This is a genomic window from Phyllobacterium sp. 21LDTY02-6, assembly GCF_023554255.2.
Classification (GTDB): Bacteria; Pseudomonadota; Alphaproteobacteria; order Rhizobiales; family Rhizobiaceae; genus Phyllobacterium.
Map to the genome: position 1 here is coordinate 361,776 of NZ_JAMJWD020000002.1, position 20,146 is coordinate 381,921.

The window sequence follows — 20,146 nt, forward strand, 5'->3', positions numbered from 1 at the left end:
TTTCCCAGAGTCCGCTACATCAATACATGATGCAGAATGACCCATACAATCGATTTAATCGCCTGACCATACTACTTTCCGCCTACCTAGCTGCGTGTTGAGCGTCTTGGTTTCCGTATAATCCTCCACGGCGTGACGTCCGAGCTCGCGTCCGAGCCCCGATTGTTTTTGTAGCCGCCGAAAGGCAGCTCCGAAGCGCCGTTCATGAACGTGTTCATCCAGATCGTTCCGGCCCTGATCTTGCGCCCCATGCAAAGGTGCGTATCGAAGTCGCGGCTCCAGCACCCGCCGACAGGCCATAGTCGATCGAATTGGCTATCGTCGCTGCTTCTTCCGCCGTTTCGAATGTGAGCACCGACAGGACGGGACCGAACACCTCTTCCCGCGCCACCGCCACATCCGGCTGCACGGCGGAAAGAATTGTCGGCGCCAGATATTGCCCGATGCCGAGATCGAGCGGCTCGCCGCCATGGCGGATCTGCGCGCCGGAAGTTTCCGCCGTGCGAACATAAGTGGCGATCTTCGCAAGATGTTCCGGCGTGATGATAGCGCGAATAAAAAAGCGGCGCCGAAGCGCCGCTTTCCTTACCCAGCGAAGGGCTTACTTGTTCCAGCTCTTGACCAGTTCGTCGTAATTGATGGTCTGCGGCTTTTCTTTTTCGTTCTCGATCTTGAGCTGAGGAGCCAGATTGCCCTTGGCAACGGCGTCCTTGTTCCAATATTCGAGATCTTGCTCTTCAGCCAGTTTCGGGCCGATATCGCCCTGGATGCCAGCCCGTTCGAGCCGTTCCATGACCTTTTCCTGCTCGGCGCAAAGCGAATCCATGGCTTCCTGCGGTGTTTTCGCGCCGGAAGAAGCATCGCCGATTGCCTGCCACCAGAGCTGGGCAAGTTTCGGATAATCCGGAACGTTGGTGCCCGTCGGCGACCACTGGACGCGAGCCGGCGACCGGTAGAATTCGATCAACCCGCCGAGTTCAGGCGCGCGCTTGGTAAAGCTTTCGTGCTGGATCGAGCTTTCGCGGATCAAAGTCAGGCCGACATGGCTCTTCTTGACGTCGACGGTCTTCGACGTGACGAACTGCGCATAGAGCCAGGCGGCCTTGGCGCGATCGTCCGGCGTGGACTTCAGCAATGTCCAGGAACCCACGTCCTGATAGCCGAGCTTCATGCCGTCTTTCCAGTAGACGCCATGGGGCGAGGGAGCCATGCGCCATTTCGGCGTCCCGTCATCGTTCATGACGGGAAGTCCCTTCTTCACCATGTCAGCGGTGAAAGCCGTGTACCAGAAGATCTGCTGGGCGACATTGCCCTGTGCGGGAACGGGACCGGATTCGGAGAAGGTCATTCCCTGGGCTTCCGGCGGTGCATAGGCCTTCATCCAGTCGAGATATTTCTGGATGGAGTAAACCGACGCAGGTCCGTTCGTATCGCCGCCGCGTGCAACGCACGAGCCCACCGGCTGGGACTTCTCGTTGACCTTGATACCCCATTCGTCGACCGGCAGGCCGTTGGGGAGGCCCTTGTCGCCATTGCCTGCCATCGACAGCCAGGCATCGGTGAAGCGCCAGCCCAGCGACGGGTCCTTCTTGCCGTAGTCCATGTGGCCATAGACCTTCTTGCCGTCGATTTCACGGCCGGTGAAGAATTCGGCAATGTCCTCATAGGCCGACCAGTTGACCGGAACACCGAGATCATAGCCATACTTGGCCTTGAAATCGGCCTTGTTCTTTTCGTCGTTGAACCAGTCGTAGCGGAACCAGTACAGATTGGCGAATTGCTGGTCCGGCAGCTGATAGAGTTTTCCGTCCGGCGCGGTGGTGAACTTCGTGCCGATAAAGTCGGCGAGGTCGAGACCCGGATTGGTGACGTCCTTGCCCTCATTGGCCATCCAGTCCGTCAGGCTGCGGGCCTGCTGGTAGCGCCAATGCGTGCCGATGAGGTCGGAATCGTTGACATAGGCGTCATAGACGTTTTCGCCCGACTGCATCTGCGTCTGCAGTTTTTCGACGACGTCACCCTCGCCGATCAGATCATGGGTGATCTTGATGCCGGTGATGTCGCTGAATGCCTTGGCGAGGACCTTGGACTCATATTCGTGGGTCGTGATCGTTTCCGAAACCACCTTGATCTCCATGCCGGCGAATGGCTTCGCGGCATCGATGAACCACTGCATCTCCTTCTCCTGGTCCGCGCGCGGCAGCGAGGAGAGATCACCGATTTCCTTGTCAAGAAAGGCCTTGGCCTCATCCATGCCTGCATAGGCCCCTCCAGCGCCGAAGAGCAGCGCCAGAGCCGTTGTTGCCGTCAATAGTCGCGTTCGCATGATTGTCCTCCCAGAGTTGCGATTGCATCTTTCACCACCGGCACCTGCCGGCGGTGGAATTCTAGACGAAGCGGAACACGCCAATGGCGTAGACCACCGATAGAGCAAGAGCCCACCATAGATTGGGACCGACGAGGCCAAGCCAGGCGAGATGGATGAAAGCGCTGCCGAGCAGCGACACGAAAAGCCTGTCGCCGCGCGTGGTTTCGAAATGCAGTACCCCGACGCGCGGATTGCCGCCGGGGGAGAAATATTCCCAGACCGCCATGCCGATCAGCAACAGGAGGATCGTCAGGAAGAAGAGCGCCGTCGGCAATGTCCACGCCATCCATGAGAAATTCATCATACCCTCCCCAGGGCGAAGCCCTTGGCGATATAGTTCCGGACGAAGTAGATCACGATCGCGCCCGGAATGATCGTCAGCACGCCGGCAGCCGCCAGCACGCCCCAGTCGAGGCCGGATGCCGATACGGTGCGGGTCATGATCGCGGCGATCGGCTTGGCGTCCGTCGTCGTCAGGGTGCGGGCAATCAGCAGTTCGACCCAGGAGAACATGAAGCAGAAGAAGGCGGCGACGCCGATGCCACTTGCGATGAGCGGCACGAATATCTTCACGAAGAAGCGCGGGAAGGAGTAGCCGTCGATATAGGCGGTCTCGTCGATCTCCTTCGTCACGCCCGACATGAAGCCTTCAAGGATCCAGACCGCGAGCGGAACGTTGAAAAGACAATGCGCGAGCGCCACCGCGATATGCGTGTCGATCAGTCCGAACGCCGAATAAAGCTGGAAGAAGGGCAGCGCGAATACGGCGGGCGGTGCCATCCGGTTCGTGAGCAGCCAGAAGAACAGATGCTTGTCGCCGAGGAAGCGATAGCGCGAGAACGCATAGGCGGCCGGCAGCGCCACCAGTACGGAAATGACGGTATTCATCACCACATAGATGATCGAATTTATGTAGCCCTTGTACCAGGACGGATCGGTGAAGATGACCGCATAATTGTTCAGGGTCGGGTTCTGGGGCCAAAGCGAGAAAGTCCCCAGGATTTCCTGGTTTGTCTTGAAGCTCATATTGATGAGCCAATAGATCGGAAGCATCAGGAATATGATGTAGAGGGTCGGCACCAGCCACCACAGCTTCGACTCGTCGCCGCGCTTGCGCATGCGGCGTGCCAGGGCCTTGTCGATGCGGCGCTGTTCTGCTGTGTGGGTCGCGGCGGATCCGCGGGCAACTGTTTCGCTCATGTCAGCGCTCCGCATCGTAATTCGTCATGACGGTATAGAATACCCATGACATCAGCAGGATGATCAGGAAGTAGATGATCGACATGGCAGCCGCCGGGCCGAGGTCGAACTGGCCGACGGCCATCTTCACCAGGTCGATCGACAGGAATGTCGTGGAGTTGCCCGGGCCGCCGCCGGTGACGACGAACGGTTCGGTATAGATCATGAAACTGTCCATGAAGCGCAACAGTACGGCAATCAGCAGGACGCGGTTCATCTTCGGCAATTGAATGTAGCGGAACACCGCCCAGCGCGAAGCGCCGTCGATCTTGGCTGCCTGGTAGAAGGCGTCCGGAATGGAAACCAGGCCGGCATAGCACAGCAGAACCACGAGACTGGTCCAGTGCCACACATCCATGATGAAGACCGTGATCCAGGCATGGACAGGATTCTGGACGTAGTTGTAATTGATGCCCAATGCCTCGAGCGTACGGCCCAGCAGGCCGATATCGACGCGGCCGAACACCTGCCAGATCGTACCGACGACGTTCCACGGGATCAGCAGCGGCAGCGACATCAGCACGAGGCAGACGGGAACGCCCCATCCGCGCCGCGGCATGTTCAAGGCGATGACTATGCCAAGGGGTATCTCGATCAGCAATATGACCAGCGAAAAGAAGAGATTTCGCCCCAGCGCCGCATGAAAACGGTCCGAATGCAGGATTTCCTCGAACCACTCGGCACCGGCCCAGAAGAACTGATTATTGCCGAACGTGTCCTGGACCGAATAATTCACCACCGTCATGAGCGGTATCACCGCGGAGAATGCGACCAGCAACAGCACCGGAAGGACCATGAACCAAGCTTTGTTATTCCAGGTCTTTTCCATGATCAGCCCTCCACCCGCCAGCTATCGGCGTAGATATTGATGCCTCGCGGGTCGAAGGCGACGTGCGGCTCCGTCGGAATCTCCTGGCCTTCGCCGACGATGATTGCGAGTTCCTGGCCTTCCAGCCGCGCGCGGACGATCTTGTGGCGGCCGATATCTTCAACCTTGGCGATGGTAACGGGCATGCCCTGCCGGCCGAGCCGGACATATTCCGGCCTGATGCCAAGCTCGACTTTCGTGGCATCGCCCAGCTTGGCGGGAGCTGGAAGCTCGATCCGGTGACTGCCGAGACTGGCGATTGCGCCAGCCAGCTTCACCGGCATGACATTCATGCCGGGAGAGCCAATGAAATAGCCGACGAACGTATGTTTCGGCCGCTCGAACAGCTCTTCCGGCGTGCCGATCTGCACGATCTCGCCCTCATACATGACGACGACCTTCTGGGCGAAGGTCAGTGCTTCCGTCTGATCGTGAGTGACGTAGACCATGGTATAGCCGAAGCGACGGTGCAGTTGCTTGAGCTGCGAACGCAGCATCCATTTCATGTGAGGGTCGATCACCGTCAATGGTTCGTCGAAGAGAATGGCATTGACGTCGGAACGCACGAGACCCCGGCCAAGCGAGATCTTCTGCTTCTGGTCCGCGGTAAGGCCCCGCGCCTTCTTTTTCGCCCAATCGGCCAGATCGATCATATCCAGCGTTTCGCGCACCTTGCGATCGATATCGGCCTCCGGCACCCCACGATTGCGCAAGGGGAAGGCAAGATTGTCGTAGACGCTCATCGTGTCGTAGATGACGGGAAACTGGAACACCTGAGCAATATTGCGTTCCTGGGTCGACAGATTGGTCACATCCTGGCCATCGAACAACAATTGCCCGTGCGACGGATGTATCAGGCCTGAAATGATGTTGAGCAGCGTGGTCTTGCCGCAGCCCGAGGGGCCGAGCAAGGCATAGGCGCCGCCATCGTCCCAGCTGTGATGCACTTCGCGCAGCGCATAATCCTTCGGCGATTGTGGATTTGGGCCGTAGGCGTGGCGAATATGATTGAGGTCGATCTTTGCCATCTTCGTTCCTAGGCCGCTTTCTTCGCTGTCGATGCGACGGACCGGCCGTCATCGGCAAACAGCATGAGATTGCGTGGGTCGATGAATATGTCGATTTCTTCATCGGCGGCGTAAATATGAATGCCGTGGGTGAGCATGGTCCAGCGCGCATCGGCGAAAGCGAGGTGCACGAAACTCTCGGAGCCGGTGATTTCCGTGCCGATGACCTTGGCCCTCAGCGCGATATGGTCGGAGCCGCCGCTGGACGTATCGACATGGTGCGGCTGGAAGCCAATCGTGTAGTTGCCATCGGCGAGCGCACCGAGATGGGCCGGTACGGCGAGCCGCAATTCACCGTCCAGTTGCAGCGAGGTGCCGGCCTTCGTGAGCCTGATCGTGTTCAGCGGCGGATCGGCGAATGTCTGCGCGGTTATCAGATCGTCGGGGCGCCTGAAGACGTCGATCGTCGGGCCAAACTGCGTTATCCGCCCCTCGGATAGCGTAGCGGTGTTCCCGCCCAGCAGCAGCGCCTCATGCGGCTCGGTGGTGGCGTAGACGAAGATCGCTCCGGTCTCCGCGAATATTTTCGGCAGTTCCTGACGCAGTTCCTCGCGCAGCTTGTAGTCGAGATTGGCGAGCGGCTCGTCAAGAAGCACCAGTTTCGCCTTTTTGACGATGGCGCGCGCGAGTGCTGTGCGCTGTTGCTGGCCACCGGAAAGATTGAGCGGCGTGCGGTCCAGAAACGGCGTCAGCTTCAGCAGTTCGGCTGCCTTGCGCACCTCGCGATCGACCGTCTGCGCATCAACGCCCGCCACCCGCATGGGGGATGCGATGTTCTCGTAGACGGTGAAGGCCGGGTAGTTGATGAACTGCTGGTATACCATCGCGACGGAACGCTTCTGCACTGCGACGCCAGTCACATTCTCGCCGTCGAACCAGACAGAGCCCGAGGTCGGCACATCGAGACCGGCCATGATCCGCATGAGGCTGGTCTTGCCCGACAGGGTCGGGCCAAGCAGGACGTTCAATGTTGCATGTTCCAGGGTCAGCGAAATATCGCTGAGGTGGGGCTTGCCCCCGACCACCTTGGAAACATCACGCAATTCCAACATCACTTCTCCTCCCAGAGACGGTACGGCACCGCGCCGATCCCGTTCTCAATCATTCCGCTGCAATCTGCCGCCGGCGCTCAACCGCACTTTTCATGAACTGGTCCAGGGCATCGGCTTCGCTGGCATTCAGGTGCAGCCCCATCTTGGTACGGCGCCAGAGAATGTCCTGCGCCACGATCGCCCATTCCCGGTCGATAAGATAGCGAACTTCGGCTTCATAAAGATTGGAACCGAAATGCCGCCCCAGATCGGCAAGCGCCCTTGCCTCGCCCAGAAGGAGGCGCGCCTTCGTGCCGTAAAGGCGCAGCAGGCGCCAAGCATGACGCTGGTCGAGAAATGGATAATCGCCCATCAGCCTGCGCAACTCGCTGTCGAATCCATCGACGGCCAAATCGCCTCCGGGCAGAGTGCTCCGTGCCGTCCATGGATCGCCGCGCTTTCCGAGCCGTTCCTCGATCTTCTCGAGCATATGTTCGGCCAGACGCCGGAACGTCGTGATCTTGCCGCCGAAAATATTGAGGAGCGGTGCCATGCCCTCCGGCCCGTCGGCCTTCAGCACGTAGTCGCGCGTCGCCTCCTGCGCCTTCGACGCACCATCATCATAGAGCGGACGTACGCCGGAATAGGTCCAGACGACATCTTCCCGCTGTACCGGAGCCGCGAAATACTCGCTGGCAGCGGCACAAAGATAGTCGATTTCGGTGTCGCTGATAGTCACCTTGGCCGGATCGCCGTGATAATCCTGGTCGGTCGTGCCTATGAGCGTGAAATCCTGCTCATAAGGGATGGCGAAAATGATCCGGCCATCGGTATTCTGGAAGAAATAGGCGCGTGGATCGTCGAATTTCTTGCGCACGACGATATGGCTGCCTTGGACAAGACGCACATTATGCGGCTGGTTGCTGCCGACGACGCCGCTGAGAACATCGTCCACCCACGGGCCGGCCGCATTGACCACCAGCTGCGCCTGTATCTCTTCCTTCGCGCCGCTCAACATGTCCTGCACGGTCAGCGTCCAGCGATCCGTATCGCGGCGCGCACCGACGACCTTGGTGCGCGTGCGCAGGATGGCGCCCTTGTCGGCCGCATCGCGTGCGTTCAGCGCGACGAGCCGCGCATCGTTCACCCAGCAATCGGAATATTCGAACGCCTTGGTGTAGAGCGACTTCAACGGCCGCGCCGCCGGATCATTGCGCATATCGAGCGTTTTCGTGGCCGGAAGCAGTTTGCGCCCGCCAATATGATCATAAAGGAAAAGCCCGAGACGAAGCAGCCATGCCGGCCGCAAGCCCGCATGGTGGGGAAGAACGAAGCGCATGGGCCAGATGATATGAGGCGCGCACGCCCACAGCACTTCCCGCTCCATGAGCGACTCGCGCACAAGCCGGAACTCGTAATATTCCAGATAGCGCAGCCCGCCATGGATGAGCTTGGTCGATCCGGACGAGGTTCCGCTGGCCAGATCGTTCATCTCGGCGAGGAAAACGGAGTATCCGCGCCCGACAGCATCGCGGGCAATACCGCAGCCATTTATGCCGCCGCCGATGATGAATATGTCGTGGACTTCGCCCGCCAAGCTGAACATTCTCCCGTGATTTCGCACCGCACCATCCATTCGCAAATGCGAAAGGTGACTGCCACAATTTCGAAAGCAATACGAAACAATAACGAATATACTTCGCAACGAGATCGGGCACAAGTGCCTAAACGGAGGTCTCGATCAGGCGGACATCGGCGTCCCTGCAGATCTGCCTTATACCCTCGCTTTCACAGCGGTCGGTGATGAAGGTATTGACCTGCGACAGGTGGCCGATGCGTACGGGCGCGGTGCGCTCGAACTTGGTCGAATCGGAAACCAGAATGACATGACGCGCATTGGCCATGATCGCCTGGGCCACCTTGACCTCTCGAAAATCGAAATCAAGCAAAGCCCCGTCATGATCGATCGCCGAAGTTCCGATAACGGCGAAATCGACCTTGAACTGGCGTATGAAATCCACTGCCGCCTCGCCGACGATGCCGCCATCCGATCCGCGCACCACGCCGCCGGCAATCACCACTTCGATGTCGGGATACAACCTTAATCTATTGGCAACATTGATGTTATTGGTGATGACCATCAGGCCTTTGCGGTCGAGCAAGGCCTGGCCGACGGCCTCTGTCGTCGTACCGATATTGACGAAGAGCGAGGCATTGTCGGGGATGAGATCGGCGGCCGCGCGCCCGATTGCCTCCTTCTCGCCCGCTGCGATCAACCGGCGGGCTTCATATTCCAGGTTCTGGACGCCCGAAGGAAACAGTGCGCCACCATGAATGCGGCTCAGTAAGCGCTGCTCGCACAGATCATTCAGATCCTTGCGGATCGTTTGCGGCGTGACATTGAAATGAACGGCAAGATCATCGACGAGAACGCGCCCCTGCTCCTTCGCCATTTCCAGTATCTCGGCGTGTCGCGGGGGCAGGAACATGAAATTCACCTTCGTTTTCGTTTTGGCGCAGCCTATACGAAAACGAAAATCGCCCTGTGTCAATTATCCGGCACTCGAAAGCGGCGTCTTTCCCGCCTTCAGGCCGTCTCACCCTCGATAATGTCGAATCCGGTATTGATGATCGTCTTGTCCTCCGGCCTGACCCTGCTTTCGAGGAGTTTTTCCGCTGCCGTTCGGCCAATGAGAAAGCGCCGCGACAAAATGGTCGAAAGCGGCATGGGCAGCGCCTGGCCGATGTCGAGGCCATTGAAGCCGAAGATGCCGAGCTTTTCCTTTACCGGTATTCCCGCGTGCATGCAGTGAAATATGCCGCCGAGCGCCATGTCGTCATTGGGGAAGATGACGACATCGAGCTCCGGATGCTGCGCCAGCAGGATTTCAAGACTGTCGCGGCCGATCTTGGTGGAACTCCCGCCGGGCGTGCGGTGTTCGGCAACGAGCGACAGGCCTGCCTCCTGCAGGGCCGCGCGGAGACCGTTATAGCGGGCGCTGGCCCGATCGTCGGTTTCGATCATATGGCCGGCATAGCCGAAATTGCGGTAGCCCCGGCTGATGAGGTGACGCCCGGTGGCATGGCCCGCTTCATGGTGGGACATGCCCACTGCGATATCGACCGGATCTCCATCGATATCCATGACCTCGGCCACGCGGAAACGGCCTCGCTCAAGATAGCGCCGAGCGGTGGCGGTATGATGCAGCCCTGCGACGATCACCGCGGCCGGTTTCCATGCAAGAAAGGACAGAAGAATCCGCTCCTCGACCACCGGATCATAGTCCGTGACGCCGATGACCGGCTGGAACGCCGTCTCGGTAATGGCGGTATGAATGCCGCGCAGCACGTCGGGGAACACGATGTTCGACAGCGAAGGCAGAACCACCGCCATGAGCGTCGACGCCGCAGATGCGAGGCTCCCCGCAGCCCGATTGGGAATGTAGCCGAGTTCGGCGATCGCTCTTTGCACCCGCGCCCGCGTGGCATCGGCGATGGGGCCCTGGTTGCGCACGACGCGCGAGGCGGTGATTTCGCTCGTTCCGGCCAGCCTCGCGACGTCGGCAAGCGTCGGCACATCCGTGTCGTTGTACCCGTTGCGTTTGCGCTGCATAGACAGACCCAGAGCCTTAAAAAAGAATAATGACAGCGCTACCATAAAGCCCTTGATGAATGCTAGCCAGTGTGCATAACTTTGTGGCAGCGCTGTCATAGCGAGACTTGTGGTGCGCGCCGGGAGGAAATTCGTTCATGCATGTGATGGTTATCGGTGCAGCCGGTATGGTTGGCCGCAAACTGCTCGACAAGCTTGCCGCAGAGGCGGGAATACTTGGCGGGGATATAGAGAAACTGACGCTCGTCGACGTCATCGAGCCGCTCGCGCCAGCCGGATTTGCAGGCAATTGCATATCAAAGGCCGCCGATCTGGCCGATCCCGGCGTCGCGGAGCAATTAATCACGGCGCGCCCGGACGTGATATTCCACCTGGCGGCCATCGTATCCGGCGAAGCCGAGGCTGATTTCGAGAAAGGCTACCGGGTCAATCTGGACGGAACGCGCGCCATATTCGAAGCGATCCGGCTCGAATCCAGGAAGGCTCCGTACCGTCCGCGCGTGATCTTCGCGTCTTCCATCGCGGTGTTCGGCACGCCCTTCCCCGACAAGATCGGCGACGAATTCTTCACCACGCCGCTGACCAGCTACGGCACTCAGAAGGCGATCTGCGAACTCCTGCTGTCGGATTACAGCCGCAGGGGCTTCTTCGATGGTATCGGCATCAGGCTTCCGACGATCTGCATCCGTCCCGGAAAGCCCAACAAGGCAGCATCCGGCTTCTTCTCCAACATATTGCGCGAGCCATTGTCGGGACAGGAAGCCGTTCTGCCGGTCGACGAGAGCGTGCGGCACTGGTTCGCGTCTCCGCGCGCGGCCGTCGGCTTCTTCATCCATGCCGCGACGCTGGACCTCGAAAAGGTCGGCCCGCGCCGCAACCTGTCGATGCCCGGCCTTTCCGCACTCGTCGGCGAAGAAATAGAAGCCTTGAAACGCGTTGCCGGTGAAAAGGCCGTGCGCCTCATCCGCCGGGAGCCGGACCCGACGATCCAGAAGATCGTTGCGGGCTGGGCGACCGATTTCGACGCCACCCGTGCGGCAAAACTGGGCTTCAAGGCTGAAACCGCCTTCGACGAAATCATTCGCGCCCATATCGAGGACGAACTTGGCGGAAAGATTCCTGCATGAGCATTCAAGATTCAGGCAAGGGCAAGATCGCCCTCGTGACCGGCGGCGGAACCGGCGTCGGCAAGGCCATCACCACGGCGCTTCTCGGCGTCGGCTATACGGTCGTCATTTCCGGCCGGCGCAAGGATGTCCTTGACGCTGCCGCCAAGCAGCTTGCCGACGAGACGAAGGGCAAGGTGGTGGCGTTGACGGCGGATGTAAGCGACGCCGCATCGGTCGCGGCGCTGTTCGCTTCCATCAAGCAGGAGTTCGGCCGGCTTGACCTGCTCGTCAACAATGCCGGCGTCAATGTCCCGAATGTTCCTATCGACGAACTCGACGTCGCGCACTGGAATGCCATTGTCGGCGCCAACCTCACCGGCGTATTCCTGTGCACCCAGCAGGCGGTGAAGCTGATGAAGTCCCAGTCGCCGCGCGGTGGCCGCATCATCAATAACGGCTCGATATCGGCGCAGACGCCGCGCCCGAACACCGCGCCCTATACCGCGACCAAGCATGCCGTGACAGGTATGACGAAATCGACGGCGCTCGATGGGCGGGCATTCGATATCGCTTGCGGCCAGATCGATATCGGCAATGCTTCAACGGACATGACATCGAAGATCGCAACGGGCATTCTACAGGCGAATGGCGAGACGGCAGCGGAGCCGACGATACCGGCAAAACACGTCGGCGATGCGGTCGTCTACATGGCAAGCCTGCCGCTTGACGCAAATGTGCTGACAATGACCGTAATGGCTACCAAAATGCCCCTGGTGGGACGCGGATAAAACGAATGGACGGCATGGGAGAGATGCAGTCCAGGCATAATCGGAGGAGAACGCATGGCATCAGTTGAATTCGCCAATGTACGGAAATCATTCGGGACGCACCCTGTCATCAAGGGCGTCGACATCGAGATCGCCGATGGCGAATTCGTTATTCTCGTCGGCCCCTCGGGCTGCGGGAAATCGACCTTGTTGCGCATGCTCGCCGGCCTTGAGAACATCTCCGCCGGAGAAATACGCATCGGCGGCCAGGTGGTGAACAATCTGGCGCCGAAAGAACGCGACATCGCGATGGTCTTCCAGAACTACGCGCTCTATCCGCACATGACGGTAGCCGACAACATGGCGTTCTCGTTGAAGCTGAAAGGCGCGGCTCGATCGGAGATCGACAAGCGGGTGAAACCTGCCGCCGAGATCCTTGGGCTGACGCCGCTTCTCGACCGTTTTCCCCGGCAATTGTCGGGCGGACAAAGACAGCGCGTCGCCATGGGGCGTGCCATCGTGCGCGACCCGCAAGTGTTCCTGTTCGACGAGCCGCTCTCCAACCTCGACGCCAAGCTGCGCGTGGCGATGCGCGCCGAAATCAAGGAATTGCACCAGCGGCTGAAAACGACCACCGTCTATGTCACCCACGACCAGATCGAAGCCATGACCATGGCCGACAAGATCGTGGTGATGCATGATGGCATTGTCGAGCAGATCGGGGCGCCGCTGGAACTATACGACCAGCCGGCCAATCTCTTCGTGGCAAGCTTCATCGGGTCGCCTGCCATGAACATGATCAAGGGCAAGCTCGATCCCGACAGTGCGTTGAAATTCAAGTCTGAAAGCGGTGTCGAGCTGCCGGTCGCCAAAGCGCCGGAAAGCGCCAAGGGCCGCAACCTCATCTACGGCCTGCGTCCGGAGCACATGACGATCGCCGCCGGCGGCATTCCGGCCGAGGTGGTGGTTATCGAGCCGACCGGGTCGGAGACGCAGATGATCATGCGTGTCGGCACCGATCTCGTCACCGGCGTATTCCATCAACGCATCAGCGCCAAACCCGGCGAGAAGATCGGCCTGTCGATCCATGCCGAAGCCACCTACCTCTTCGACGCCGAGACGGGGAAGAGACTGGTATAACCGACAAGACGGCGGCCGCCATTCGGGGAGCGGCAACCGGACGAGAGTCCCCGAGACCGGGCTTCAAAATGTGGGAGCGTTTTGAGCGGCCTTTAACAAAGGAGGAGCATCAATGACCATCAATAGAAGACATCTTCTGGGAGCGTCGGCCGGACTTGTAGCGGCCGCGGGCCTGAACCGTTTCGGACTGAGCCCCGCATTTGCACAGGGTGCGGCACCGGCATACAAGCCGGAAGAAGGCGCCAGCCTGCGCCTCCTGCGCTGGGTTCCTTTCGTACCGGCCGAAGAAGCCGCCTGGCTGGCCAATACGAAGAAGTTCACCGAAGCGACCGGCGTCGAAGTCCGCATCGACAAGGAAAGCTGGGAAGACGTGCGCCCGAAGGCCGCCGTTGCGGCGAATGTGGGCTCGGGACCGGACATGGTCATGAGCTGGTTCGACGATCCGCATCAATATCCGGACAAGCTGGTCGACCTGACGGAACTGGGCGAATATCTCGGCGGCGCCCATGGCGGTTGGTATGCCGGCCTTGAAGGCTATGCCAAGCGGGACGGCAAGTTCATCGCCCTGCCGCTTTGCGCCATCGGCAATGCCGTCATCTACCGCGAGAGCCATATGAAGGCTGCCGGGTTCAGCGAGTTTCCGAAGGACACCGCAGGCTTCCTCGAATTGTGCAAGGCATTGCAGGCGAAGGGTACGCCGGCCGGCTTCCCGCACGGCAAGGCTGTCGGCGACGGAAACAATTACGCTCACTGGTTGCTGTGGAGCCATGGCGGCAAGATGGTCGACGAAAGCGGCAAGGTCACGATCAACAGCCCGGAAACGCTGGCTTCGGTCAAATATGCGCAGGAACTCTACAAGACCTTCATCCCCGGCACCGAGAGCTGGCAGGATGTCAACAACAACCGCGCCTTCCTCGCCCGCCAGGTATCGCTGACCGCCAATGGCGTCTCGGCCTATTATACGGCGCTCAAGGATCCCGGCATGAAGGACATTGCGGACGACATGCGCTCCACCAACCTTCCGATCGGTCCGGTCGGCCAGTCGGTGGAACTGCACCAGGCATCGACATTGTCGATCTTCAAGCACACCAAATATCCGGAGGCAGCCAAGGCCTACCTGCAGTTCATGTATCAGGCCGACAGTATGAACGCCTGGATCGAAGGCGCCAGCGCCTATTGCTGCCAGCCTTTGAAGGAATTTGCGGCGAACCCGGTCTGGAAGTCCAATCCGATCCACGCCGCCTATGCCAAGGCTTCCGATACGCTGCGTCCCAACGGCTATGCAGGACCACTCGGCACGGCTTCGGCCGGCGTAATGGCAGACTATGTGCTCGTCGACATGTACGCAACGGCGGTCACCGGCCAGATGACGGCAGAAGAAGCCATCGCCCAGGCGGAGAAGCGGGCAAACCGCTACTACAACGTATAGGATGACGGACATGGCGACAGGCACGCGGGCAAACCCGATCAGCGGCGACGCAGATCGCGCCGCGATGTCCTGTCGCCATGTCCTGTTCCACCTCCTTTGCGCAAATCCAGATCGTAGTCCATTGCCCGCAGCCCTGCTGCACAAGGGGAGATCCGCCCAATGAGTGCTGTCTCATCCAATTCCTTTGCGAGAAGCAATACGGCCGTCGGCCTCTTTTTCATGTTGCCGGCAGCCGCATTTCTTCTTTGCTTCCTGACTTATCCGCTTGGCCTCGGCGTATGGCTCGGCTTCACCGACGCCAAGATCGGGCGGGACGGCATATTCATCGGCATCGAAAACTACCAGGCGCTGGCGCGTGACTCCGTCTTCTGGATGGCCGTCTACAATACAGTGCTCTATACTTTCATCGCGTCGGTGCTGAAATTCGGCTTCGGCCTCTGGCTTGCGCTCATCCTGAACGAGCATCTGCCGTTCAAATCCTTCTTCCGTGCCATAATTCTTCTTCCCTGGGTCGTGCCGACGGTGTTGTCGGCGCTCGCCTTCTGGTGGATTTACGATGCGCAGTTCTCGATCCTTTCCTGGAGCCTGATGCAGATCGGCTGGATCGACGGACCGATCAATTTCCTTGGCGATCCCAACAATGCGCGAGCATCGGTCATTGCCGCCAATGTCTGGCGCGGCATCCCGTTCGTCGCCATCTCCCTGCTCGCAGGGCTGCAGACGATACCGCAATCGCTGCACGAGGCGGCATCGCTGGACGGCGCGACGGGCTGGCAGCGTTTCCGCTTCATAACCTTGCCGATGCTCACGCCGATCATCGCGGTCGTGATGACGTTCTCGGTGCTCTTCACCTTCACCGATTTCCAGCTGATCTATGTCCTGACCAAGGGCGGACCCGTCAACGCCACCCACCTGATGGCTACGTTGTCGTTCCAGCGCGGCATCCCCGGCGGCCAGCTTGGCGAGGGCGCGGCGATTGCCGTGGCAATGATCCCATTCCTGCTCGCATCGATCCTGTTCAGCTTCTTCGGCCTTCAGCGCCGCAAATGGCAGCAGGGCGGACAGGATTGAGAGAGAGAGGAACCAATCATGAGCATAGCAGAACAGAACGCGCCTCTCTCCGACGACGCACAGGGCATGAGCTACCTGAACAGGCTGCCGCGGCGCATCGTCGTGATCTACCTCCCGTTGCTTGTCTTCGTTTTCGTCCTGTTGTTCCCATTCTACTGGATGGCGATCACGGCGGTTAAGCCGAACTCGCAGCTGACGGATTACTCCAACTACAGCCCGTTCTGGGTGGTGAAGCCGACGCTGGATCATATCAAATACCTGCTGTTCGAGACCTCCTATCCGGGCTGGCTGTGGAACACGGTCGTCGTGTCCGTCTGTGCGACCGTCCTGTCGCTCGCCGCTTCCGTATTCGCCGCCTATGCGATCGAACGCGTCCGGTTCTCCGGGTCGAGATCCGTCGGACTCCTGATCTTCCTCGCCTATCTGGTGCCGCCGTCGATCCTGTTCATTCCGCTTGCCGTCATCGTGTTCAAGTTCGGCATCTACGACACGAAGCTCGCGCTCATCTTCACCTACCCGACCTTCCTGATCCCGTTCTGCACCTGGCTGCTGATGGGCTACTTCAGGTCGATCCCGTTCGAGCTCGAGGAAAGTGCCCTCGTGGATGGCGCATCGCGCTGGCAGATCCTTGTCCGGGTCATATTGCCGCTGGCGGTGCCGGGACTGATCTCTGCCGGGATTTTTGCCTTCACATTGTCGTGGAATGAGTTCATCTACGCACTGACCTTCATCCAATCCTCGGAAAACAAGACCGTGCCAGTCGGCGTCCTGACGGAATTGGTGAGGGGCGATGTTTTCGAATGGGGCTCGCTCATGGCCGGCGCATTGTTCGGCTCGCTGCCAGTCGTGATCCTCTATTCGTTCTTCGTCGATTATTACGTTTCGTCCATGACCGGCGCGGTCAAGGAATAAGATATGGGGGCTACAGCCCCTTTCAGGAGCAACAACCAAATGACAAATACCAAGGCCCCGAAGAAATTGCGCTCTCAGGAGTGGTTCGACAATCCAGACAATCCGGGGATGACTGCGCTCTATCTGGAGCGCTACCTGAACTTCGGCCTGACCCGGGGCGAACTGCAGTCCGGCAAGCCGATCATCGGCATTGCCCAGACCGGCTCGGATCTTTCGCCCTGCAATCGCCATCACATCGAACTGGCGAAGCGGGTCCGCGAAGGCATCACCGCCGCCGGCGGCATCGCATTCGAGTTCCCCGTGCATCCGATCCAGGAGACCGGCAAGCGGCCGGGCGCGGCGCTCGACCGCAACCTCGCCTATCTCGGCCTCGTCGAACTGCTCTACGGCTACCCGCTCGACGGTGTCGTCCTGACGATCGGGTGCGACAAGACAACACCGGCCATGCTGATGGGCGCGGCAACGGTCAATATTCCTGCCATCGCCCTCTCCGTCGGCCCCATGCTCAATGGCTGGCATCGCGGCGAGCGGACCGGTTCCGGCACGATCGTCTGGAAATCACGCGAGAGGCTCGCGGCGGGCGAGATCGACTATAATGAATTCATGGACATCGTTGCGTCTTCGGCACCATCGGTCGGCTACTGCAATACGATGGGCACGGCGACGACGATGAACTCGCTTGCCGAGGCACTGGGCATGGAACTGCCCGGCGGCGCGGCCATACCTGCCCCCTACCGCGAGCGTGGCCAGATCGCCTACGACACGGGAAAGCGCATCGTCGACATGGTTTGGGAGGATCTGAAGCCTTCGGACATCATGACGCGCGCTGCCTTCGAGAACGCGATCGTCATCAATTCGGCCATTGGCGGCTCGACCAACGCGCCCATCCACCTGAATGCGATTGCCCGCCACCTGGGCGTGCCGCTGGACAATGATGACTGGCAGGAAATCGGCCACGACATTCCCCTGCTGGTCAATCTGCAGCCTGCAGGCGAATATCTGGGCGAAGACTACCACCGCGCTGGCGGCGTGCCCGCCGTCGTCGCCGAATTGATCAAAGCCGGACGCCTGCCTCATCCCGGCGCAGTAACGGTCAATGGACGCAGCATAGGCGAGAATTGCGAAACCGCTGAAAACCTCAACACCGACGTCATCAAGCCCTTTGACGCGCCACTCAAGACGAAGGCCGGCTTCATCAACCTGAAGGGCAATCTGTTCGACAGCGCCATCATGAAGACAAGCGTCATTTCGCCGGAGTTCCGCGAACGTTATCTTTCCAATCCGGAAGATCCGGAGGCTTTCGAGGGCGTTGCCGAGGTGTTCGACGGGCCGGAGGATTATCACCACCGCATCGACGATCCAGCGCTCAATCTCAACGAGCACAGCATCTTGATCATGCGCGGCACCGGCCCCATTGGCTATCCTGGCGCCGCAGAAGTGGTGAACATGCAGCCGCCGGCCTATCTCATCAAGCGCGGCGTCCATGCACTGCCATGCCTCGGCGATGGTCGTCAGTCCGGCACGTCGGGCTCGCCTTCCATCCTCAACGCCTCGCCGGAAGCGGCCGTCAATGGCGGCCTGGCGCTCGTCCGGTCGGGCGACCGCCTGCGGATCGACTTGAGGGCCGGCTCGGCCAACATCCTGATCGACGAAGCGGAACTCAAGGCTCGCAAGCAGCAGCTCACGGCAGCCGGCGGATATAAATATCCGGCAAGCCAGACGCCGTGGCAGGAGATCCAGCGCGGCATGGTAGGGCAGTTGGCCGAAGGCATGACTCTCGAACCTGCGGTTGGCTATCAGCGCATTGCCCAGACCAAGGGCCTTCCCCGCGACAACCACTAGGCAGAAGACGGCAATGGCCAATATCATCAGGCGTTATGAGGGACGGCACGCGGTCATTACCGGCGGTGCTTCCGGGATCGGGTTCAGGACGGCCGAAAGGATCATCTCGGAGGGCGGCACCGTCACCCTCTGGGATGTCGATGCCGGCAAGATCGATGCCGCGCGCCAAGCCCTCGGCCCTTCCGCCCATGGTATCAGCCTGGACGTCTCGTCGCCCGAACAGGTGGAGAAGGCCGCGAAGGAGACGGAAGCGGCCTTCGGCAAGGTCGATGTGCTCGTCTGCTCGGCGGGGATCACCGGCCCCAATGCCAAGCTTGCCGATTACCCCATCGAAGAGTGGAAGCGGGTTTTCGACATCAACCTCAATGGGTTGTTCTACTGCAACCGTTTCATCGTGCCGATCATGCAGCGCAACGGCTATGGGCGTATCGTCAATGTCGCTTCCATCGCCGGCAAGGAGGGCAATCCCAATGCGTCCGCCTATAGTGCCTCCAAGGCAGCCGTCATAGGATTGACCAAATCGCTCGGCAAGGAACTCGTCGCTGACGGCATAACCGTCAATGCGATCACGCCCGCAACCGTCGATACGCCCATTCTTCAGCAATTGAAGCCTGAGTTCATCGATTACATGCTGTCGAAGATTCCGATGCAGCGCTTTGGCAAGGTGGATGAACTGGCATCTCTGATAAGCTGGATAGCCAGTGAAGAATGTTCGTTTACGACCGGTGCGGTCTTCGATATTTCCGGCGGACGTGCTACGTATTAGCGATACCCACCAGTGAAGAGAAGGTTAACATATGAAACTTCTGCGTTATGGTCCTGCGGGTCAGGAGAAGCCGGGCCTTGTTGACAAGGACGGCAATGTCCGGGATCTATCGGGACATATCAAGGACATAGCGGGCGAAGCGATCTCGCCCGAAGGCCTGAAGAAACTGGCTGCGATCGACCCTTCCTCGCTGCCTCTCGTACAGGTCGATCGCTATGGTCCCTGCGTCGCTGGCACGGGCAAATTCATCTGCATCGGCCTCAATTATTCCGACCATGCGGCGGAAACCGGCGCGACCGTGCCGCCGGAGCCCATCATTTTCATGAAGGCCACCTCGGCCATCGTCGGACCGAACGATGATGTGGAGATCCCGAGGGGCTCACAGAAGACCGACTGGGAAGTCGAGCTCGGCGTGGTGATCGGCAAGCATGCCAAATATGTCGGTGAAGACGAGGCAATGGACTACGTTGCCGGCTATTGCCTGATCAACGACGTTTCCGAGCGGGCGTTCCAGGCAGAACGCCAGGGCCAGTGGACCAAGGGCAAGAGCTGCGATACTTTCGGCCCGACCGGCCCGTGGCTGGTGACCAAGGACGAGGTAAAGGACCCGCAAGACCTCAAGATGTGGCTCGAGGTCAATGGCCACCGCTACCAGGACGGCACGTCCGCAACGATGGTCTATGGCGTCCAATACCTCGTATCCTATCTTTCGCAGTTCATGAGCCTGCATCCCGGCGATATCATATCGACCGGCACACCGCCCGGCGTTGGCCTCGGCCAGACGCCGAACGTGTTCCTCAAGGCCGGCGATGTCATCACGCTCGGCATCGAGGGTCTTGGCGAGCAGCGCCAGACGGTCGTCCAGGCCTAGAAACCCCTCACAAACCTGCTGAACCGACCCGTGCCGATGCTTTTGCATCGGCA

General features: G+C 59.8%; 18 protein-coding genes and 1 pseudogene. 9 read left to right on the forward strand and 10 right to left on the reverse strand.

The genetic code is table 11. The annotated features are described in order from the left end of the window. Window positions 1-54: 54 nt before the first annotated feature. The 10 genes and pseudogenes from M8997_RS08140 to M8997_RS08185 all read right to left on the reverse strand — a co-directional run. A pseudogene (locus M8997_RS08140) lies at window positions 55-556 on the reverse strand (aldehyde dehydrogenase family protein); the annotation flags it as partial. A 45-nt stretch (window positions 557-601) separates the two neighbouring features. Next, the gene (locus tag M8997_RS08145) at window positions 602-2,326 is read right to left on the reverse strand and encodes an ABC transporter substrate-binding protein (protein WP_250019015.1); all 1,725 of its coding nucleotides are present in this window, start codon (window positions 2,324-2,326) and stop codon (window positions 602-604) included. A 61-nt stretch (window positions 2,327-2,387) separates the two neighbouring features. Next, a complete protein-coding gene (locus tag M8997_RS08150; RefSeq protein ID WP_250019016.1) occupies window positions 2,388-2,669 on the reverse strand; it encodes a DUF2160 domain-containing protein in 282 nt (93 codons plus the stop codon). Continuing rightward, window positions 2,669-3,487, reverse strand: coding sequence for a carbohydrate ABC transporter permease (locus M8997_RS08155; RefSeq protein WP_250019112.1), 819 nt, complete (start codon window positions 3,485-3,487; stop codon window positions 2,669-2,671). The genes M8997_RS08150 and M8997_RS08155 overlap by 1 nt, the downstream gene beginning before the upstream one ends. 82 nt (window positions 3,488-3,569) lie before the next feature. After that, window positions 3,570-4,436 (reverse strand): carbohydrate ABC transporter permease, encoded by an 867-nt coding sequence (locus M8997_RS08160; protein WP_250019017.1) that lies wholly within the window; start codon window positions 4,434-4,436, stop codon window positions 3,570-3,572. Between the two features lie 2 nt (window positions 4,437-4,438). Then, window positions 4,439-5,503 carry an ABC transporter ATP-binding protein gene (locus M8997_RS08165; RefSeq protein WP_250019018.1) on the reverse strand — a complete coding sequence of 355 codons (1,065 nt, stop codon included), beginning with the start codon at window positions 5,501-5,503 and terminating at the stop codon, window positions 4,439-4,441. Window positions 5,504-5,511: 8 nt separating this feature from the next. Continuing rightward, entirely contained in the window at window positions 5,512-6,594 is a 1,083-nt protein-coding gene (locus M8997_RS08170) for an ABC transporter ATP-binding protein (protein WP_250019019.1), read from the reverse strand. 49 nt (window positions 6,595-6,643) lie between these two features. Next, complete coding sequence (glpD, locus tag M8997_RS08175) at window positions 6,644-8,170, reverse strand: glycerol-3-phosphate dehydrogenase (protein ID WP_250019020.1); 1,527 nt, start codon at window positions 8,168-8,170, stop codon at window positions 6,644-6,646. 127 nt (window positions 8,171-8,297) lie between these two features. Beyond that, the gene (locus tag M8997_RS08180; protein WP_250019021.1) at window positions 8,298-9,062 is read right to left on the reverse strand and encodes a DeoR/GlpR family DNA-binding transcription regulator; all 765 of its coding nucleotides are present in this window, start codon (window positions 9,060-9,062) and stop codon (window positions 8,298-8,300) included. A gap of 98 nt (window positions 9,063-9,160) precedes the next feature. Next, window positions 9,161-10,186, reverse strand: coding sequence for a LacI family DNA-binding transcriptional regulator (locus M8997_RS08185; RefSeq protein WP_250019022.1), 1,026 nt, complete (start codon window positions 10,184-10,186; stop codon window positions 9,161-9,163). A 137-nt stretch (window positions 10,187-10,323) separates the two neighbouring features. Between M8997_RS08185 and denD the strand changes: the two genes are divergently transcribed. The 9 genes from denD (at window position 10,324) to M8997_RS08230 (ending at window position 20,093) form a co-directional block, all read left to right on the forward strand. Next, window positions 10,324-11,313: a D-erythronate dehydrogenase gene (gene denD, locus M8997_RS08190; protein WP_250019023.1), complete on the forward strand. Its 990-nt coding sequence runs from the start codon at window positions 10,324-10,326 to the stop codon at window positions 11,311-11,313. Beyond that, entirely contained in the window at window positions 11,310-12,083 is a 774-nt protein-coding gene (locus M8997_RS08195; protein WP_250019024.1) for an SDR family oxidoreductase, read from the forward strand. The genes denD and M8997_RS08195 overlap by 4 nt, the downstream gene beginning before the upstream one ends. Before the next feature lie 54 nt (window positions 12,084-12,137). Further along, entirely contained in the window at window positions 12,138-13,202 is a 1,065-nt protein-coding gene (locus M8997_RS08200) for an ABC transporter ATP-binding protein (RefSeq protein ID WP_250019025.1), read from the forward strand. 112 nt (window positions 13,203-13,314) lie between these two features. Next, a complete protein-coding gene (locus M8997_RS08205) occupies window positions 13,315-14,631 on the forward strand; it encodes an ABC transporter substrate-binding protein (protein WP_250019026.1) in 1,317 nt (438 codons plus the stop codon). 159 nt (window positions 14,632-14,790) lie between these two features. After that, complete coding sequence (locus tag M8997_RS08210; protein WP_250019027.1) at window positions 14,791-15,702, forward strand: carbohydrate ABC transporter permease; 912 nt, start codon at window positions 14,791-14,793, stop codon at window positions 15,700-15,702. An 18-nt stretch (window positions 15,703-15,720) separates the two neighbouring features. Then, window positions 15,721-16,614: a carbohydrate ABC transporter permease gene (locus M8997_RS08215; protein ID WP_250019028.1), complete on the forward strand. Its 894-nt coding sequence runs from the start codon at window positions 15,721-15,723 to the stop codon at window positions 16,612-16,614. Between the two features lie 39 nt (window positions 16,615-16,653). Next, complete coding sequence (locus tag M8997_RS08220) at window positions 16,654-18,456, forward strand: IlvD/Edd family dehydratase (protein WP_250019029.1); 1,803 nt, start codon at window positions 16,654-16,656, stop codon at window positions 18,454-18,456. A gap of 13 nt (window positions 18,457-18,469) precedes the next feature. Next, on the forward strand, window positions 18,470-19,222 hold the full coding sequence (locus M8997_RS08225) for an SDR family NAD(P)-dependent oxidoreductase (RefSeq protein WP_250019030.1): 753 nt from the start codon (window positions 18,470-18,472) through the stop codon (window positions 19,220-19,222). Between the two features lie 31 nt (window positions 19,223-19,253). Continuing rightward, window positions 19,254-20,093: a fumarylacetoacetate hydrolase family protein gene (locus M8997_RS08230; protein ID WP_250019031.1), complete on the forward strand. Its 840-nt coding sequence runs from the start codon at window positions 19,254-19,256 to the stop codon at window positions 20,091-20,093. Window positions 20,094-20,146 lie beyond the last annotated feature (53 nt).

Bases quoted from the DNA above. Each gene is read 5' to 3' on its own strand.
- M8997_RS08145 (WP_250019015.1), bottom strand. From the start codon at position 2,326: ATGCGAACGCGACTATTGACGGCAACAACGGCTCTGGCGCTGCTCTTC.
- M8997_RS08150 (WP_250019016.1), bottom strand. From the start codon at position 2,669: ATGAATTTCTCATGGATGGCGTGGACATTGCCGACGGCGCTCTTCTTC.
- M8997_RS08155 (WP_250019112.1), bottom strand. From the start codon at position 3,487: ATGCGCAAGCGCGGCGACGAGTCGAAGCTGTGGTGGCTGGTGCCGACC.
- M8997_RS08160 (WP_250019017.1), bottom strand. From the start codon at position 4,436: ATGGAAAAGACCTGGAATAACAAAGCTTGGTTCATGGTCCTTCCGGTG.
- M8997_RS08165 (WP_250019018.1), bottom strand. From the start codon at position 5,503: ATGGCAAAGATCGACCTCAATCATATTCGCCACGCCTACGGCCCAAAT.
- M8997_RS08170 (WP_250019019.1), bottom strand. From the start codon at position 6,594: ATGTTGGAATTGCGTGATGTTTCCAAGGTGGTCGGGGGCAAGCCCCAC.
- M8997_RS08180 (WP_250019021.1), bottom strand. From the start codon at position 9,062: ATGTTCCTGCCCCCGCGACACGCCGAGATACTGGAAATGGCGAAGGAG.
- M8997_RS08185 (WP_250019022.1), bottom strand. From the start codon at position 10,186: ATGCAGCGCAAACGCAACGGGTACAACGACACGGATGTGCCGACGCTT.
- denD (WP_250019023.1), top strand. From the start codon at position 10,324: ATGCATGTGATGGTTATCGGTGCAGCCGGTATGGTTGGCCGCAAACTG.
- M8997_RS08195 (WP_250019024.1), top strand. From the start codon at position 11,310: ATGAGCATTCAAGATTCAGGCAAGGGCAAGATCGCCCTCGTGACCGGC.
- M8997_RS08200 (WP_250019025.1), top strand. From the start codon at position 12,138: ATGGCATCAGTTGAATTCGCCAATGTACGGAAATCATTCGGGACGCAC.
- M8997_RS08205 (WP_250019026.1), top strand. From the start codon at position 13,315: ATGACCATCAATAGAAGACATCTTCTGGGAGCGTCGGCCGGACTTGTA.
- M8997_RS08210 (WP_250019027.1), top strand. From the start codon at position 14,791: ATGAGTGCTGTCTCATCCAATTCCTTTGCGAGAAGCAATACGGCCGTC.
- M8997_RS08215 (WP_250019028.1), top strand. From the start codon at position 15,721: ATGAGCATAGCAGAACAGAACGCGCCTCTCTCCGACGACGCACAGGGC.
- M8997_RS08220 (WP_250019029.1), top strand. From the start codon at position 16,654: ATGACAAATACCAAGGCCCCGAAGAAATTGCGCTCTCAGGAGTGGTTC.
- M8997_RS08225 (WP_250019030.1), top strand. From the start codon at position 18,470: ATGGCCAATATCATCAGGCGTTATGAGGGACGGCACGCGGTCATTACC.
- M8997_RS08230 (WP_250019031.1), top strand. From the start codon at position 19,254: ATGAAACTTCTGCGTTATGGTCCTGCGGGTCAGGAGAAGCCGGGCCTT.